15 protein-coding genes are annotated in these 16081 nt (G+C 62.1%); 12 read left to right on the forward strand and 3 right to left on the reverse strand.

Translation table 11 applies throughout. The features are described 5' to 3' along the window. Nucleotides 1–79 precede the first annotated feature (79 nt). Nucleotides 80–1129 carry an NAD(P)-dependent alcohol dehydrogenase gene (locus LK440_RS03555; protein ID WP_005015236.1) on the forward strand — a complete coding sequence of 350 codons (1050 nt, stop codon included), beginning with the start codon at nt 80–82 and terminating at the stop codon, nt 1127–1129. Between the two features lie 8 nt (nt 1130–1137). Here LK440_RS03555 and LK440_RS03560 read toward each other — a convergent pair whose 3' ends face one another. Then, a complete protein-coding gene (locus LK440_RS03560) occupies nt 1138–1467 on the reverse strand; it encodes a YbaN family protein (protein WP_005015233.1) in 330 nt (109 codons plus the stop codon). A gap of 134 nt (nt 1468–1601) precedes the next feature. On the opposite strand from LK440_RS03560, the gene LK440_RS03565 reads away from it, so the two are divergent. From LK440_RS03565 to LK440_RS03580, 4 genes are all read left to right on the forward strand, one after another. Next, the gene (locus LK440_RS03565; RefSeq protein ID WP_005015232.1) at nt 1602–2234 is read left to right on the forward strand and encodes a LysE family translocator; all 633 of its coding nucleotides are present in this window, start codon (nt 1602–1604) and stop codon (nt 2232–2234) included. After that, nucleotides 2231–3172, forward strand: coding sequence for an arsenic resistance protein (locus LK440_RS03570; protein WP_005015230.1), 942 nt, complete (start codon nt 2231–2233; stop codon nt 3170–3172). Before LK440_RS03565 ends, LK440_RS03570 begins: the two co-directional genes overlap by 4 nt. Before the next feature lie 128 nt (nt 3173–3300). After that, nucleotides 3301–4461 (forward strand): D-alanyl-D-alanine carboxypeptidase family protein, encoded by a 1161-nt coding sequence (locus LK440_RS03575; RefSeq protein ID WP_005015228.1) that lies wholly within the window; start codon nt 3301–3303, stop codon nt 4459–4461. A gap of 220 nt (nt 4462–4681) precedes the next feature. Continuing rightward, nucleotides 4682–6589 (forward strand): LTA synthase family protein, encoded by a 1908-nt coding sequence (locus LK440_RS03580; protein ID WP_005015226.1) that lies wholly within the window; start codon nt 4682–4684, stop codon nt 6587–6589. Between the two features lie 26 nt (nt 6590–6615). Here LK440_RS03580 and LK440_RS03585 read toward each other — a convergent pair whose 3' ends face one another. Further along, nucleotides 6616–7668 carry a LysR family transcriptional regulator gene (locus LK440_RS03585; protein ID WP_005015224.1) on the reverse strand — a complete coding sequence of 351 codons (1053 nt, stop codon included), beginning with the start codon at nt 7666–7668 and terminating at the stop codon, nt 6616–6618. 194 nt (nt 7669–7862) lie between these two features. Here LK440_RS03585 and LK440_RS03590 point away from each other — a divergent pair, with 194 nt between their 5' ends. The 6 genes from LK440_RS03590 (at nt 7863) to LK440_RS03615 (ending at nt 14476) form a co-directional block, all read left to right on the forward strand. Continuing rightward, nucleotides 7863–8792: a glycosyltransferase family 2 protein gene (locus tag LK440_RS03590; RefSeq protein WP_005015222.1), complete on the forward strand. Its 930-nt coding sequence runs from the start codon at nt 7863–7865 to the stop codon at nt 8790–8792. Between the two features lie 173 nt (nt 8793–8965). Then, nucleotides 8966–10537 carry an ABC transporter substrate-binding protein gene (locus LK440_RS03595; RefSeq protein ID WP_005015220.1) on the forward strand — a complete coding sequence of 524 codons (1572 nt, stop codon included), beginning with the start codon at nt 8966–8968 and terminating at the stop codon, nt 10535–10537. A 61-nt stretch (nt 10538–10598) separates the two neighbouring features. Then, nucleotides 10599–11588, forward strand: a complete 990-nt coding sequence (locus tag LK440_RS03600) for an ABC transporter permease (protein WP_005015218.1) — start codon at nt 10599–10601, stop codon at nt 11586–11588. Beyond that, entirely contained in the window at nt 11588–12502 is a 915-nt protein-coding gene (locus LK440_RS03605) for an ABC transporter permease (RefSeq protein ID WP_005019861.1), read from the forward strand. The genes LK440_RS03600 and LK440_RS03605 overlap by 1 nt, the downstream gene beginning before the upstream one ends. A gap of 7 nt (nt 12503–12509) precedes the next feature. After that, nucleotides 12510–13484, forward strand: coding sequence for an ABC transporter ATP-binding protein (locus tag LK440_RS03610; protein WP_005015215.1), 975 nt, complete (start codon nt 12510–12512; stop codon nt 13482–13484). Beyond that, nucleotides 13481–14476: an ABC transporter ATP-binding protein gene (locus LK440_RS03615; protein WP_005015214.1), complete on the forward strand. Its 996-nt coding sequence runs from the start codon at nt 13481–13483 to the stop codon at nt 14474–14476. The genes LK440_RS03610 and LK440_RS03615 overlap by 4 nt, the downstream gene beginning before the upstream one ends. Nucleotides 14477–14493: 17 nt before the next feature. Here the strand turns inward: LK440_RS03615 and LK440_RS03620 are convergent, their stop codons facing one another. Next, nucleotides 14494–15003: a hypothetical protein gene (locus tag LK440_RS03620; protein WP_005015213.1), complete on the reverse strand. Its 510-nt coding sequence runs from the start codon at nt 15001–15003 to the stop codon at nt 14494–14496. Between the two features lie 149 nt (nt 15004–15152). Here LK440_RS03620 and LK440_RS03625 point away from each other — a divergent pair, with 149 nt between their 5' ends. Continuing rightward, on the forward strand, nt 15153–16034 hold the full coding sequence (locus LK440_RS03625) for a DMT family transporter (RefSeq protein ID WP_005015212.1): 882 nt from the start codon (nt 15153–15155) through the stop codon (nt 16032–16034). The last annotated feature ends 47 nt before the right edge of the window (nt 16035–16081 follow it).

Below are 16081 nucleotides of genomic sequence, written 5' to 3' on the forward strand. Positions count from 1 at the left end.
ACGGCGGCAGGGGAATAAATTGCAAGGTCAAACGGGCGTTGCCGCCGTCCGGTGGGTGTTTTTCTACAAGGAGCATGATATGAGTATCAAGGCTTACGGTGCCCGCGCGGGCGATCAACCCCTCGGGCCCCTGGATATCCGTCGCCGCGACGTGGGGCCGCACGATATCCGTATCGATATCGCTTATTGCGGGATTTGTCATTCCGACCTGCATCAGGTGCGCTCGGAGTGGGCAGGCACTCAGTTCCCTTGCGTACCTGGCCATGAGATCGTCGGCCGCGTGACGGCCGTCGGCGAGCAGGTAACGGGCTTCAAGCCCGGCGACCTGGCCGGAGTGGGTTGTATCGTGGACAGTTGCCAGCATTGCCAGGAATGCAAGCTGGGCCTGGAGAACTACTGCGATGATATGGTGGGGACATACAACTCGCCGACGGCGGACGCGCCAGGCTGGACGCTGGGCGGGTACTCACAGCAGATCGTGGTGCACGAACGCTACGGATTGCATATTCGCCACCCGGAGAAAGATCTGACTGCGGTGGCGCCACTGCTGTGCGCGGGGATCACGACGTATTCCCCCTTGCGGCACTGGCAGGCCGGTCCCGGCAAGAAGGTGGGTATTGTCGGCATTGGCGGCCTGGGTCATATGGGTATCAAGCTCGCGCATGCGATGGGCGCGCAGGTGGTGGCCTTTACGACCTCCGAGTCCAAGCGTCAGGCCGCGCTGGCGCTCGGCGCGGACGAGGTCGTGAATTCGCGCCAGGCCGAGGAAATGGCCGCTCATGCCAAGAGTTTCGATCTTATCGTCGATACAGTGGCTGCGCCGCACGATCTGGACAGCCTGCTGATGCTGCTCAAGCGCGACGGCAATCTCACCCTGGTCGGCGCGCCACCCACGCCGCACGATGCGCCCGATGTCTTTAGCCTCATCATGAAGCGTCGTTCGTTGTCGGGTTCGCTGATAGGCGGAATTCCCGAGACCCAGGAGATGCTGGATTTTTGCGCTGAACACGGCATCGTCGCCGACATCGAGATGGTGCGTGCCGATCAGATCAATGCTTCTTATGAGCGCATGCTCAAGGGCGATGTGAAGTATCGCTTCGTGATCGACAACGCCACGCTGGCCGACTGAGCCATCCTTCAGGGCCGTGGCGTCGGGCGGGATACTACCCACGCCGCGCAGGCGGCCATGCCTGCGCCCACGGCGCAGGCCAGCGGCCAACCGGGCCTGGCACCCCAGAGAAACACCAGATAGCCCAGGGCCATGCCGGCGGCCGCAAAGCGTTTTCCTTTGCGGCTGACGGCGCCTTGCTCGCGCCATTGCCGCAGCGGAGTACCGAATTTCGGGTGCTGCAGCAGCCAGGCTTCCAGGGCCGGTGAGGAACGGGCAAAGCACCCCACCGCCATAATCAGAAAGATGGTCGTCGGCATCACGGGCAAAAAGGCGCCTATGAAACCGAGCGTGACCATGACCCAGCCGAGGCTGGCCCATGCATAGCGTTTCCATCCAGTCGCAGGTGGTCCGGACACACTCAGGCTCCCATTTTCAGCCTGAGTGTAGAGCAGGATGCGTTAAGATTCTTCGCTCTTGCCTGGGAGGCATCATGCAGACCGAAGCCCTGTGGGCCTACTGTGCCCTTGCCGCCATCTCGGTGGTCAGCCCTGGCCCGGCGACGGTTCTGGCCATACGCAATTCGCTGGGGCCGGGCATGCGGGCGGTGTTTTTTGGGGCCCTGGGTAACGTCTTGGGGCTGTTCTGCCTGTCTGCGGCCTCGATGCTGGGACTGGGGGTGCTGCTCAGAACGTCGGCGGCCATGTTCATGGCGGTCAAGATCCTGGGGGCGTGCTATCTCTTTTATCTGGGCTTTAAGCAATTGCGGGGCCGATCGCCTATTGTGATTGTCGCCGGCCAGTGCCAGGCATCACGCGCGAGCCGCTCGTACTTCCTGGAGGCCGTGGGCCTGGCATTGACCAATCCCAAGCCCATTCTGTTCTTCGCTGCGCTGTTTCCGCAGTTTGTCGTGCCCGGTGAACCGCTGGCGCCACAGTTCTGCATGCTCACAGGCATCTTCATGGTGATGTCTCTTTGCTCCTTGCATATCTACGCCGCGGTGGCGCGGCAGGCCCGCACGGCGCTCAGCCGGCCGCGCGTGGTGCGTTGGGTGGACAGGTTGATGGGCGGGATTTTTGTCTGTTTTGGGACGGGTTTGTTAGCGCTCAGGCGTATAGCACCGTGATATCTCGCGAACGGTTGGAGGCAAAGCAGGTTCCCATCTACTTTGGCGCGGTTGTGCTGGCCTTGCTGGCAGCATGGGCGCTACCGGGGACGAGCCGGCTGTCCGGGGCGATAGATCCGATCGTGGCCCTGATGCTGTTTGCCACCTTCTTGCAAGTGCCCATGGTCGAGCTACGCCACGCGTTGCGGGATCTGCGTTTTCTGGGGGTGCTGGGGCTGGCGAACTTCGTCGCGGTGCCGTTGCTGGTGGCCGGGCTGGTGCCGTGGATGCCGGCAGATCCGCTGATTCGGTCGGCCATGCTGATGGTTTTGCTGGCTCCCTGCATCGATTATGTCGTGACCTTTGCCCATCTCGGCCGGGCTGATGCACGGGCACTCCTGGCGGCTACTCCGCTGCTTTTGGGGGCGCAAATGGTGCTGTTGCCGGTTTACCTGAGCGTGTTCATCGGTGCGCAGGCGGCGCCGTTGCTGCCTTGGGAGCCATTTTTATCGGCCTTTTTTCGGTTGATCGTCGCTCCTCTGGTTCTGGCCGCATTGTGTCAGGCATGGATGGCGCGCGCCGGCTCGCATCCGAAGGTGCGCCGTGCGCTGGGGGTTTTGCCGGTGCCGGCGACGGCGGTGGCGCTGGCTGTCGTGGTTGCTGCCATCTCGCCCGGGGTGGGGCTGGACGTCATCCGGGCCGCGGCCCCTGTTTACCTGGCTTTCGCCGTGTTGGCGCCTGCATTGGGGTGGATGGTGGCTTATCATCTGCCTCGCCCTCAGCGTCGGGCCGTCGCATTCAGCGCGGCCACCCGCAACTCACTGGTGGTTTTACCCATCGGGTTGGCGATCCCCGGGGCGCAGCCTTTAGTGCCGGCCTTCATCCTTACCCAGACCTTGGTCGAGCTGGCCGCCGAGCTGGTCTATGTCAGAGTCGCTGCGGGTCGTCAACGGGCTTGACGCCTTTCCCGAGTCGATCGGTACGGGAACTCCGGCCGGCTGCAAGGTATCGAACCGCAGGCCTTGTTTCCCACGATTCGCTTTTCAGCGTCGAAACTCAACGCGCACTCATGGCGCAACTAAGCTGTATGAAACCTAACCACCTCCTTGGCATTGCCTTGTTTGCTCTGATCGTTGACGCTCAGGCCGCCACGGCGCCCGCTGTCGATGCTCGCGCCTGGCTGCTGCTGGACGTCACCACCGGGCAGGAGCTGGCCTCGAGCCAGGCCGACATGCGTATAGAGCCGGCCTCGCTGACCAAGATCATGACGGCGTACCTGATATACGAGGATCTGGCGGCCGCACGTCTGTCTCTGGATCAGAAAGTGCGCATTTCGACGCGCGCCTGGCGCGTGCCTGCGGGCAGCTCACGCATGTTTCTGGAGCCCGGCCAGCAGGTGAGTGTGCAAGCGCTGCTGACCGGGCTGATGGTGCAGTCCGGCAACGACGCGGCAGTCGCTCTGGCCGAAGCCAGCGCGGGGTCGGTGGAGGCCTTTGTGGCCCGCATGAACCGGCGGGCAGCCGAACTCGGCCTGGCCCATACGCGTTTTGCCAGTCCGGCCGGGCTGCCCGATCCCCAGACCTACTCCACTGCGCGTGATCTGGGCAGGCTGGCTCAGCGTTACGTGGCCGATTTTCCCCAGTGGGCGACGAGGTTCGATGCTCAGCGCGAGTTCGAGTACGGGGGGATCCGTCAGCGCAATCGCAACCGCCTTCTTTGGCAGGACAGCAGTGTGGACGGCATCAAGACGGGCCATACGGGCGCAGCCGGCTATTGCCTCATTGCGACCGCCAGCCGTTCCGAGCAGGGCGTGACGCGGCGCCTGATCGCGGTCGTCACGGGTACCGATTCGGATAAAAGCCGTACTCAGGCTGGGCAGACGTTGCTCGATTGGGGCTATCAGGCCTACGATCTGGCCCCGGCCTGGGGTTCCCCCGCGAGCGCTCGCGTGTGGATGGGGGCAAGCGATGAGGTCAGCTATGCTCCGCGGCATGCACCCTACCTTGCGGTACCCACGGGGCGCACGCCAGAGCGTCAGGTGGTTCTTAATACGCCGCTTCGCGCGCCGGTGCAGGCCGGTCAGCAGATTGGCGAGGTACGCTGGCTGCTTGACGGGCAGGTGGTGGGACAGGCGCCCTTGTTGGCCAGCGAAGAGGTCGCGCCGGCCTCCTATGCAGGTCGTATGATGGACGCGGCCACGCTCTGGGTAGGCCAGACGCTGAACATCGGTCCGGCCGCGGGTGGCTGACCAGCCCGCAGTCGTTGAGCCCATGCCGGACCCGTGAAACAATTCGGTGCGCTCAGATATCGCACGCGCGCGGCGGTCGAGTGAGTCACTGGCGATAATGTTGCGCGATGGTGGTTGGCGGCCGCCAACCGATAGTCATGCCGCTCATGGAAACTTGACGGCTTTTCTTCTATGTTCCGGGTTTGGCGCGAGCCCGCGCCCGGGATCCAGGTAGCAGCGAATGTACTCACAGATTTTGGTCTTTATCGTCTCGGCCTTCATCTTGCTGACGCTGAGTCGGCTCGCTCTCATGCTCTGGCAGCGTAAGCGCGTGGCCGAGGCCGGCCACCCGATGCGCATCCTGCTGGGCGGGCTGCGCATCGATGCCCATTTGATAGGCATCATGGTTGCATTGCCGCTGGCGTTGGCGCCATGGCTGGGGCAATGGTCCGCTGCCATCGCCGTCAATGGCGTCTGGCTGGTCACGGCATGGTCGCTGATATGTCTGCTGGAGTGCTCTACGCCGCAGTACGTCATCGAATATGACACGCGCCCGAATCAGCTCTACGTCATCTATCTGAAGTATCCCCGTGAGGTCTTCTCGATGCTCTTCAAAGAGTACCGGTTGGCGCTGTTTCTGGGGGTGGCGCTGCTGGCGGCTTTGGCTGGGCTGGGCTGGCGGCTTTTCAGTCAACCGTGGCTGTTTACCGACCCCGTACTGGCCTGGTGGCTGCGGCCGTTGCTGACCCTGGCCGGCATCGCGCTTTGCGTTCTGGCGATTCGCGGCACCCTCAAGCATCGGCCCATCAATCCATCCACCGTTGCCTTTTGTGGCGACGGGCTGGTCAATGCCCTGGCGCTGAACTCACTCTATAACGTGATGTTCAGCGTCTATTCGCTCAAGAATGAGGCGTCAGCCAGCCGCGCCTATGGCGACATGGATGATGCCGACATCCAGGCCATCGTGCGCGCGGCTTCGCGTATCGAAGGTGCGCCCTCGGATCCGGCCATTCCTACATTGCACCGGCAGGTGCCTGCCCAACGGCCTGGCCGCAAGCGTCATCTCGTCTTAATTGTTGAAGAGGGCCTGGGGGCGCTGTTTGTCGGCCATCTGGGCGGCAGTGGTTGCACGCCCGAGCTGGATCGGCTTGCGCCACTGGCCTGGATGTTCAAGCATGCCTACGCCACCGGAACCCGCTCGGTGCGCGGGCTGGAGGCGCTGTCGGCGGGCTTTCCGCCATCTTTGTCACAAGCCGCCTTGCGTCTGCCGGGCGCGCAATCTCGGTTCTTTACCCTGGCCCAGTTGTTGGGGCAGCAGGGTTATCGCAATTGTTTTGTCTATGGGGGCGAAGCCCACTTCGACAACATGAAGGCGTTTTTTCTGGGCAATGGATTCACCGAACTCTATGACCTGAAGACCTTCAATAATCCGGCTTTCGTCGGTACTTGGGGCGCCAGTGATGAGGATATGTTCAACCGCGTGCATGACGTGCTGGAGCAGGCGGGCGATGAGCCTTGCTTCATTCTGGCGTTTAGCGTCAGCAATCATTCGCCTTGGGAGTACCCCGCCGGCCGTATCACCCCCGTGGGCGAGCCGGCAACCGTGGGCAACACGGTGCGGTATGCCGATTGGGCCATCGGGCAATTTTTCGATCGGGCCAGACAGTCGGCCTACTGGGACGACACGGTGTTTCTCGTGACCGCCGACCACGACGTGCGCGTCGGCGGCAAGCAGCGCATTCCCTTGCGGCATTTCCATATCCCGGCGCTGATCCTGGGCGGTCCCGTGCACCCACGTATCGATGAGCGCGTGGTCAGCCAGATCGACTTTCCGGTTACGCTGCTGTCGCTGCTGGGCATCGAGGGCGAACACCCCATGATAGGTGCCGATCTCACCGACCCGGCCGCCGGTGGGCGCGCCGTGATGCAGTACGGAGATGTTTATGGGTTGCTGCAGGAGCAGACGTTGACCATTCTCGAACCTGGCAAACCGGGCTCCCAGTACCTCTATCAAGGCGGCGATGATTATTTGCCCATCGTGCCTGCCGATGCGGGCGCGCTGCGCAAAACGCTCGCTCATGCACTGTGGCCACAACGCGTTTACCGTGATCAGGCCTACACGCTGCCGCATCTGCGGAAAAAGCGTTGAGGCGGCCGTGCGCGGGCCTGCCCGCCTCAGTGGGAGGAGGAGTCGGGCGTGTGGGCGCGGTTGCGACGCTTAGAGCCTGAGGGCATCACACCAGCCTGCGCGGAGCCGTCGATGTCCATCTCATCGGCGGGAGGTTTCTGTTGCGTTTGCACCGGCAGGGTGTCCGCGGGCCCCAGTTGCGGCTGGATGAAGTCCATGAACGCCCGTGTCTTTGCGGGCAGAATCTGCTGCGGAAAATGGCCGTATATGGAGATGGGCTGGACCTGCCATTGCGGCAGAATGCGGCGCAGCGAGTGCCGTTCGATAATGGGGTCCAATGCCTGGCAGGAGGGAAGCCGGGTAATGCCCAGGCCCAGTCCGGCAAACGTGCCCATGACACTGATGTTGTTACCTGCGAGATGGCCGCTGATTTCGATGCGTTCGGTCTGCTTTCCATGAGTCAGCAGCCAGAACGAATGAGCGTCGTCGATGGCGGTACGCAGGCACTGGTGATGGATCAGGTCGGCCGGTGATTGCGGCTCGCCGTGCTGCTCGAGATACTCGTCCGAGGCGTAGAGATAGTTGTCCAGACGGATGATCTCATCGACGACGACCGCGTTGTCGTCCTGAAAGTCACTGCCCGCACGGCCAAAGCGCAGCACGATGTCGAAAGGCTCGCCTTGCGAGTCTGCGGTGGATTTCATGCTGAGATCGAACTCGCACTCCAGATCGGGATAGGCGTCCATGAAGGCGCGCAGCGAAGTCGGCAGCAGCCAGATCGCCAGGCTGTACGGCATCGAGATACTCAATCGACCCTTGGGCTTGCTCGACAGCGACAGCAACTGTTCCTGTGCCAGGCGGGCCTCGTCGATGAGGCCTTGGCAACGGCGCAGATATGTGGACCCGGAGTCGGTGAGTTCCAACCTCCGCGTATTGCGGTTGATCAGTCGTAGCCCGATGGCGCGCTCGAGCTGGCCGATGCGGCGCGACAGCGTCGACGTCGGTATGTGCAGTGCCCGGGCCGCCAGGCTGAAGCTTTTGCGCTTGGCGACTTCGACGAATAGCGCGATGTCGTTGAGCTGGACGGTATTCGGTTCCATAGAGTGGGCGCTTGCAGGTGTCCGCGAGGGCAAAGTGTACCGCGCAGAATCCGTGGTCCACAGCAATATGTTGATATATTGAATTTCAATTGGGCTTGTATTGGCACAAATTTGCCGTGTTTTCTTTCCTAAACTGCCACATTGAAGGCATTGCAGACAGATCGCGGCTTAGTTGAGCAACAGCCCGCAAACGCATGGATAAACCTGCTTACCGCTTCACCGTCCTGACGCCGACCTACAACAGGGCGGCCATGCTGCATCGTGTCTACCAGTCTCTGGTCGGCCAAACCTTGCGCGACTTCGAGTGGCTCATCGTCGACGACGGTTCTACCGACAATACCGAGGAGATCGTCGGCCAGTGGCAGGCACGCAGCGCGTTTCCGATTCGTTATGTATGGCAAAACAACCAGCACAAGAAAACCGCTTTCAATCAGGGCGTAAAGCAGGCGCACGGTGAACTCATCGTGGCGTTGGATAGCGATGACGAAATGACGCCCGATGCGCTGGCCATACTCGACCAGGCATGGCGCGATATCCCGGCCGGCGAGCGTGCTGGTTTCGTGGCCGTCACGGGCTTGTGTGCGCGCCCCGATGGCCGCATCGTCGGAGATCGTTTCCCTTCGGATGTCTTGGATAGCAATGCCGTCGAGATGTATTTTCGATACCGCGTCCAGGGCGAGAAGTTCGGCTGCATGCGCACGGACGTCCTGAGGCAATTCCCGTTTCCGCAAGACGTCCCCGGTTTTGTCCCGGAAAGCCTTGTCTGGTGGGCCATCGCCAGGGCCGGTTATCGCAGCCGCTTCATCAATCGCGTGGTGCGCATTTATCACGACTCGGCCGATAGCCTGAGTCAGGGACAGGTTTCTGCAGGGGGCAATGCGCAGGGTCTTTACCTTCTGGCCTGGGACATGTTGCAGCACCACACCGCGCAGTTTCGCTTTCGGCCCAAGGGATTTTTGATGGCTGCGGCGCGCTATACGCGGTTTCGGTTGCTGCTGAAACACGCTGCCCGGCAGACCGCTGCCGGCACCTACCGTCTCACCCATCCGGTGGGCCGCCTGCTTGCCTGGCTCATGTGGCCGCTGGGATATCTGTTGTACCTGCGTGATCGTGCACGCTCCTGACACCGAGCGTGGTCCGGTCTGACACGATATTTCCCTGCTCCATATGCTTATGGTGATGCCTGCCGGGTTGTTCGGGGATACTGCATTGCCTAGGCGCGCAAACCCTTAATTGACGCGGCATTCGGCGCTACGGCAATATCCGCCGATCATTCAGAATAATGTCAGGAGTTCTTATGCGCCGCACCCTGATCGCGTTGGCCATCGCCGCCGCTGTTGCCATGCCTTTTGCCTCGCAAGCGAAAACCTTGCGCTGGGCCGCTCAAGGCGACATCCTTACCTTCGATCCTCACTCCCAGAACGAAGGCATGACCATCGCTGCCAATAGCTATGTCTATGAGCCGCTGGTGGATTACGACAAGGATTTCAAGGTCGTGCCGCGCCTGGCGACTTCGTGGGAGCAAGTCTCTCCGACGTTGTATCGCTTCAAACTGCGCGAGGGCGTCAAGTTCCATGATGGTGCGCCGTTTACGGCCGATGATGCCGTATTCTCGATCCATCGCGCCATGGCTCCCACATCCAATTACAAGGCCTATACGACCGGCATCAAGGAAGCACGCAAGGTCGATGATCACACCATCGAGATCGAGACGACCGCACCGAATCCGGTGCTGTTGCGGCAGTTGCCCAACGTCTTCATCATGAATCGGGCCTGGTCGGAGAAGCACAACGTCGCCAAGCCTCAGGATTTCGTCAACAAGGAAGAGACCTTCGCCGCGCGCAATACCAACGGCACAGGTCCCTACAAGCTGAAATCGCGCGAAGTCGATGTACGCACCACCTTCGAGGAGAATCCGGACTGGTGGAACAAGAAAGACAAGGTCGGCAATGTGACGGAAGTGGTGTTCACTCCCATCAAGCAGAACGCCACACGCACCGCGGCGCTGCTTTCCGGTGAGATCGACTTTGTGCTCGACCCGGCCGCGCAGGATCTGGACCGCCTGCGTCAGCAGGCCAAGGTGGTCGAGGGCAACGAATATCGCACCATCTACATCGGCTATGACCAGAAGCGGCCAGAGCTGCTGTACTCCAGCATCAAGGGCAAGAATCCCTTCCAGGACGCGCGGGTGCGCGAGGCGCTTTACCGCGCCATCGATGCCGACGCCATCAAGCGGGCAGTGATGCGTGGCCTGTCAGCACCCACCGGTACCATGATCGCGCCGCAGGTGCATGGCTGGACCGAGGACCTGCACAAGCGCGTGCCCTACGACCCGGAGAAGGCCCGCGCTCTGCTCAAGGAGGCGGGCTACGACGGCACCTTGAACTTCACGCTGGACTGTCCGAACAACCGCTACATCAACGATGAGGCCATTTGCCAAGCGATCGTGGGGATGTGGGCCAAGGTGGGCGTGAAAGCCGCGTTAAACGCCATGCCGCGCGCGACCTATTTCCCCAAGGTTCAGAGCAACGACACCAGCGTCTATCTGTTTGGCTGGGGGGTGCCCACGTTCGATGCCATGTATACCTTGCAAAACCTCATCCACAGTAAAGGAGAGGGTGCCGACGGGATGTACAACATCGGCAACTACAGCAACAAAGATGTCGACGCGATCATTGACCGCGTCAAGACCGAAACCGATGCGGCCAAACGGGATGCGTATATTCATAAGGCGCTGGAAATACACGCCAAAGAGTTTGGCCATATCCCGCTGCATGACCAGGTCATTCCCTGGGCGATGCGCAAGAATGTCAGCGTGATCCATCGCGCCGACAATCGTCTGGTAGCCGACTGGGTAAAGGTCGACTGATCGGCATCGATTGATGCGCGGCGGCTTGCCTGCGAGCTGCCGCGCCTTGCAGTGAGCTGCCATGTTTGCATTCATACTTCGACGGCTCGTGCAGGCAGCCGTGGTGATGGTTGCCGTTGCCTTGCTGGCCTTCCTACTGTTTCAGTACGTGGGCGATCCGGTGACCATCATGTTGGGCCAGGACGCCACGGCGGCCGAGCGCAGCGAGCTGCGCCACAGGTTGGGTCTGGATGATCCTGCCCCTTTGCAGTTTGCGCGTTTCATCGGCAATGCCGTGCAAGGCGACTTTGGTATTTCCTTGCGGCAAAGCGAGCCCGTCTCCAGCTTGATCAAAAGCCGCCTTCCGGCCACGTTGGAGTTGTCCATTGTCGCCGCTTGTCTGGCCTTGGTGATCGGCCTGCCGCTGGGTGTTTATACCGCGTTGCGTCGCAAGGGCTGGCTGGCCCAGCTTGTGCTGGCCGGCTCCCTGCTTGGCGTGTCGCTGCCCACCTTCCTGATCGGCATTCTGCTGATACTCGTGTTCTCCGTGCACCTGGGCTGGTTACCCAGTTATGGGCGAGGAGATACCGTCAAACTGGGATGGTGGTCGACGGGCCTGCTGACCGCCAGTGGCTGGAAGCACCTGATTCTGCCGGCGATTACGCTGTCGCTGTTTCAGATGACGCTGGTGCTGCGGCTGGTGCGCTCCGAGATGCTGGAGGTGTTGCGCGCCGATTACATTAAGTTCGCGCGGGCCAGGGGCTTGACGCGCCGGGCTATCCACTTCGGGCATGCGCTGAAGAACACCATGGTGCCGGTCATTACCATCACGGGTCTGCAACTGGGGGGCATCATCGCGTTTGCGATCGTGACCGAAACGGTCTTCCAGTGGCCGGGAATGGGTTTGCTTTTCATTCAGGCGGTGCAATTTGCTGACATTCCCGTCATGGCAGCCTACCTCTGCCTTATCGTGTTGATCTTCGTTCTCATCAATCTGGTTGTGGATCTGTTGTACTTCGTGGTGGATCCGCGGCTGCGCGCCGGATTGTCGCGCCAGGCGGGGGGGCATTGATGCGGACGACGTTAAAGCGCTGGTGGGACAGCGACTTGTGCTGGTCGTGGCGCCATGCCCCCGTGGCCATGTGCGCCACGCTCGTGCTGGTATTGATGCTGGTGGGGGCTTTTGGGGCGGGTTGGGTCGCGCCTCACAACCCTTTCGATCTGGTTTCCGTGGAGTTGCTCGACGCACTGTTGCCGCCGGCCTGGGACGGTAATGGACAGGGCAAGTACCTGCTGGGCACGGACAGCCAGGGCCGCGATCTGTACTCGGCCATTCTGTACGGCACCCGGGTGTCGCTGCTCATCGGTGTGGCATCGGTGGCGCTGTCCATGCTGATAGGCGTGGTGCTGGGCCTGATTTCGGGTTATGCGGGCGGGCGAATCGATGCGTTCATCATGCGGGTAGCGGATGTGCAACTGTCGTTTCCGGCCATTCTTATCGCGCTCCTGATAGATGGGGTGGCGCGCGCGGTGGTACCGCGCGACATGCACGAGATCATCGCCTTTCCGGTGTTGGTCGGCGCCATCGCATTGGCGGGCTGGCCTCAGTATGCTCGCACGGTGCGGGGCTCCACTTTGGTGGAGAAGAACCGTGAGTACGTACAGGCGGCAAGAGTCATTGGCGTGCCCTCGCTGGTGATCATGTTCCGCCACGTCCTGCCCAATGTCACCGGGCCAGTTCTGGTGCTGGCCACCGTGCATCTGGCTACGGCCATCATCACCGAGGCCACGCTGTCGTTTCTCGGCGTTGGCGTGCCACCGACCGCTCCTTCCCTGGGCACGCTGATACGCATAGGCAACGATTTTCTCTTCTCGGGAGAGTGGTGGATCACCATCTTTCCAGGTGCCGCGTTGGTGTTGCTGGTGCTGTCTGTAAACCTGGTGGGCGATTGGCTGCGCGATGCGCTCAATCCGCGGCTCAACTGAGGCAATCATGAGTGCATTGTTGCGAGTCCAGCATCTGTCGGTGGAGTTTCCCAACCGGCGCGGGGTACTCAAGGCGCTGGACGACGTTTCGTTTTCCATCGCTGCGGGCGAGGTCTTGGGCGTGGTAGGAGAGTCGGGCGCGGGCAAGTCCTTGACGGGCGCGGCCATCATCGGCTTGCTCGAACCGCCCGGGCGCATCAGCGCGGGCGAGATCCTGCTCGAAGGCAGACGTATCGACAACTTGCCCGACGAGCAGATGCGCCGCGTGCGAGGCAGAGAGATCGGGGCGGTGTTCCAGGATCCGCTGACGTCGTTGAACCCTCTCTATACCGTAGGCCGGCAGTTGGTCGAGACCATCGTCACGCATCTGCCGCTGACGGCACGGCAGGCGCGCGAGCGAGCTGTCGAGTTGCTGGCGGCCACGGGCATTCCTGCCGCCCGCGAGCGCATCGACCACTATCCGCACCAGTTTTCCGGGGGCATGCGTCAACGGGTCGTGATTGCACTGGCGCTGGCCGCCGAGCCCAAGTTGGTGGTGGCCGATGAACCCACCACCGCGTTGGATGTCTCGATTCAGGCGCAGATCATCGAGCTCTTGAAGAAGCTTTGCCGCGAACAGGGCACTGCCGTCATGTTGATCACCCATGATATGGGCGTGATCGCGGAGACCGCGGATCGCGTGGCCGTGATGTACGCGGGACGGCTGGCCGAGATCGGGCCTGTGGCCGATGTCATCCATCGGCCTCAACATCCCTATACCGCTGGCCTGATGGGTTCCATCCCCAAACTGCATGGCGGGGCGGGGCGCCTGGTTCAGATCGATGGCAGCATGCCTCGCCTCAACGCCATCCCGCCTGGCTGTGCGTTCAATCCGCGCTGCGCTCGGCGTGTCGAGCGCTGTGGCCGCGACCGGCCGGAACTGGTGGCCGCAGGGGCCTCGCGCGCAGCCTGTTGGCTGTTGGAGCAGGAGGGCCGGGCATGAGTGGCGCTTTGGTGAAAGTCAACGATGCCGCGCGCTGGTTCGATGTATCGGCACCCTGGTTGGAGCGCAAGCTGGCACGCAAGCCCCGCCTCATGCTGCGAGCGGTCGATGGGGTGTCGTTCGAAATTGCGCGTGGCGAGACCTTGGCCTTGGTGGGCGAGTCAGGGTGCGGAAAGTCCACGGTGGCGCGCATGCTGGTCGGCTTGTATGAACTCACCCGCGGCAGCATCACCTTTGACGGCCAGCCGCTTTCCAGCATGCAGGGGCGCGGCGGCCGGAGGTTGCGCAGCCGGCTGCAGATGATCTTCCAGGACCCCTATGCCAGCCTCAACCCGCGCTGGCGCGTGGGCCGGATCATCGCCGAGCCCTTGCTGACTCACACGACGATGACGCCTGCCGAGCGCGAGCAGCGCGTGGCCGAGCTGCTCGACCAGGTCGGTCTGGATCCGGCCGATGGCAGCCGTTATCCCCATCAATTCTCCGGTGGTCAGCGCCAGCGCATCTCGATTGCGCGAGCGTTGGCCGTGCGGCCTGAGTTTCTGGTTTGTGACGAGCCAACCTCTGCGTTGGATGTGTCGGTTCAGGCGCAGGTGCTCAATCTGATGAAAGACCTGCAACGGGAACTGGGCCTGACCTATCTGTTTATTTCACATAACCTGGCGGTAGTCCATCATGTGGCAGACCGGGTGGGGGTGATGTATCTGGGGCGTATCGTCGAAGTGGCCAGTCGCGATGCGCTGTTTCAGAAGCCACGGCATCCCTATACGCGGATGTTGCTGGAAGCGATTCCGGACCTCGACGGTACAGGAGAACCGCGCACCGCCGTCGCAGGCGAGGTGCCCAACCCGCTGAATCCGCCACCAGGCTGCACGTTTCATCCTCGTTGCCCTCATGCCGATGCGCGTTGCAAAAGCGAGGCGCCGCAGGCCTTGCCGGCTGGCGCCGGCGTCATCGTGGCCTGCCATGCCGTCCAGGAGGGGCGGTTGGACTAGCGCGGGTGCGCGGGCAGTCAATGCCGATGGTCGTGCCTGCCGTGATCTCGATGGGCGTGATCATCATCCTCGTCGTCGTCGGCCTCGTCTTCGTCCAGGATGTCTTCGGCGTTTTCGCTGAGGTCGAAAGGCAGCACGTCGGACAAGACGTCAGACCACGCGCACTCTTCCCCTTCCTGATCCAGTTTGATGAAGCGTTCGCCTTCGGTCATCGAGATCTGGATGGCCCATAAATAGAGGCAATCGTAGGTTTGCGCAGCCGTATCGGGCAGGCCTCCGCGTCCGCCCAGAATCCGGGCGCCGGGGCCACCCATTTGCATGTGAGGACGGTCATCCTCTTGCGTGGCCTGGGCGTCCAGTGCTACGCCGAAGGCAGCCCATTCGGTGCCTTCCTCGCTTTCGGCGACCTCGGCCAGTACCGGCTGGCCGAGATAGGCGCTCAAGGCGTCAGCGGTTTTGGCCAGCATCTCGAGTTCGGGCTCGCTGAATCGTGCAAGCGCGGCGGGCGGTTTGGCGGAGGCGGACATGAGATACCTGACAGTGAGTTGCGAAAACCGTATTGTCGCGCTTTCCCGCGCGCTTGACAGGGGTGTGGCAACGACGACGACCGCTGCGCGCTACTATCCTGGGGTTTCCCCTGTCTTCGTCGTTTATGTCGTCCGCTTCAGCCCGTTATATGGTGTTGCCCTTGCTGGCCGCGCTCATCTGGTCCGTCAATATGGTGGTAACCAAAATGGCGGTCAGTGTCATTTCACCGGCCGCCATCAGTTTTTACCGCTGGCTCATTGCACTCGTGCTGTTGGCTCCTTTCGCCTTGCCCGGCGTTGTGCGGCAATGGGCGCAGATACGGGCGGTGCTGTGGCGCCTGGCCGTGTTAGGGGCGCTGGGCATGGCCGTCTTTCAGGGGCTGTCGTACGTGGCGGCAGCCAGCACCACGGCCACCAATATGGGCATCATCACCTCGACCGTACCGCTGATGACCATCGTGGTCGGCGCGCTGCTGCTGCGTGAAGCGCCAAGCCTCATGGCCGTGGTCGGGGCGCTGGTGGCGCTGTTTGGCCTGGGCATCCTGATGGGCGAAGGCCATCCGACCCGGCTTCTGGCGATCGGTGGCAGCCTCGGCGACGGCTTGATGGCCTTGGCCGCCCTGTCATATGCCCTCTACGGCGTGCTGCTGCGGCGTTGGCATTTGCAGATTGGCGTATGGCAGTCGCTATTCATGCAGGCTGCCTTCGTCGTGGTCTTTCAACTGCCTTTTTTCCTGCTGGCGTCGCCCTCGCCACTCAATGGACAGAACCTGCCTCTGGTGCTGTATGCGGCGATTTTCCCGTCCCTGTTCGCGCCGTTTCTTTGGATGCAGGGCGTGCGCTATCTGGGGCCCAATCGGGCAAGCATTTTTCTCAACCTCATGCCGGTTGCTACCGTGGCAATCGCCGCGCTTGTCCTGGGAGAGCGGCCGCACAGCTACCACATCGTCGGAGGCCTGCTGGCCCTGATCGGCGTGAGCCTGGCCCAGGTGCGTTTGCGCCGTCGGCCCGCCACTGCGGTGTCGTCCTGAGAAACCGGGCGTTACCGTCGCACCAGCAGGGCCATCGTGCCGGCTTG

It is taken from the genome of Bordetella holmesii, from assembly GCF_020735985.1.
In the GTDB taxonomy this organism is placed as follows: Bacteria; Pseudomonadota; Gammaproteobacteria; order Burkholderiales; family Burkholderiaceae_B; genus Bordetella; species Bordetella holmesii.

Bases quoted from the DNA above. Each gene is read 5' to 3' on its own strand.
- LK440_RS03595 (WP_005015220.1), top strand. From the start codon at position 8,966: ATGCGCCGCACCCTGATCGCGTTGGCCATCGCCGCCGCTGTTGCCATG.
- LK440_RS03610 (WP_005015215.1), top strand. From the start codon at position 12,510: ATGAGTGCATTGTTGCGAGTCCAGCATCTGTCGGTGGAGTTTCCCAAC.
- LK440_RS03565 (WP_005015232.1), top strand. From the start codon at position 1,602: ATGCAGACCGAAGCCCTGTGGGCCTACTGTGCCCTTGCCGCCATCTCG.
- LK440_RS03600 (WP_005015218.1), top strand. From the start codon at position 10,599: ATGTTTGCATTCATACTTCGACGGCTCGTGCAGGCAGCCGTGGTGATG.
- LK440_RS03580 (WP_005015226.1), top strand. From the start codon at position 4,682: ATGTACTCACAGATTTTGGTCTTTATCGTCTCGGCCTTCATCTTGCTG.
- LK440_RS03590 (WP_005015222.1), top strand. From the start codon at position 7,863: ATGGATAAACCTGCTTACCGCTTCACCGTCCTGACGCCGACCTACAAC.
- LK440_RS03555 (WP_005015236.1), top strand. From the start codon at position 80: ATGAGTATCAAGGCTTACGGTGCCCGCGCGGGCGATCAACCCCTCGGG.
- LK440_RS03575 (WP_005015228.1), top strand. From the start codon at position 3,301: ATGAAACCTAACCACCTCCTTGGCATTGCCTTGTTTGCTCTGATCGTT.
- LK440_RS03605 (WP_005019861.1), top strand. From the start codon at position 11,588: ATGCGGACGACGTTAAAGCGCTGGTGGGACAGCGACTTGTGCTGGTCG.
- LK440_RS03585 (WP_005015224.1), bottom strand. From the start codon at position 7,668: ATGGAACCGAATACCGTCCAGCTCAACGACATCGCGCTATTCGTCGAA.
- LK440_RS03615 (WP_005015214.1), top strand. From the start codon at position 13,481: ATGAGTGGCGCTTTGGTGAAAGTCAACGATGCCGCGCGCTGGTTCGAT.
- LK440_RS03625 (WP_005015212.1), top strand. From the start codon at position 15,153: ATGGTGTTGCCCTTGCTGGCCGCGCTCATCTGGTCCGTCAATATGGTG.
- LK440_RS03560 (WP_005015233.1), bottom strand. From the start codon at position 1,467: ATGGTCACGCTCGGTTTCATAGGCGCCTTTTTGCCCGTGATGCCGACG.
- LK440_RS03620 (WP_005015213.1), bottom strand. From the start codon at position 15,003: ATGTCCGCCTCCGCCAAACCGCCCGCCGCGCTTGCACGATTCAGCGAG.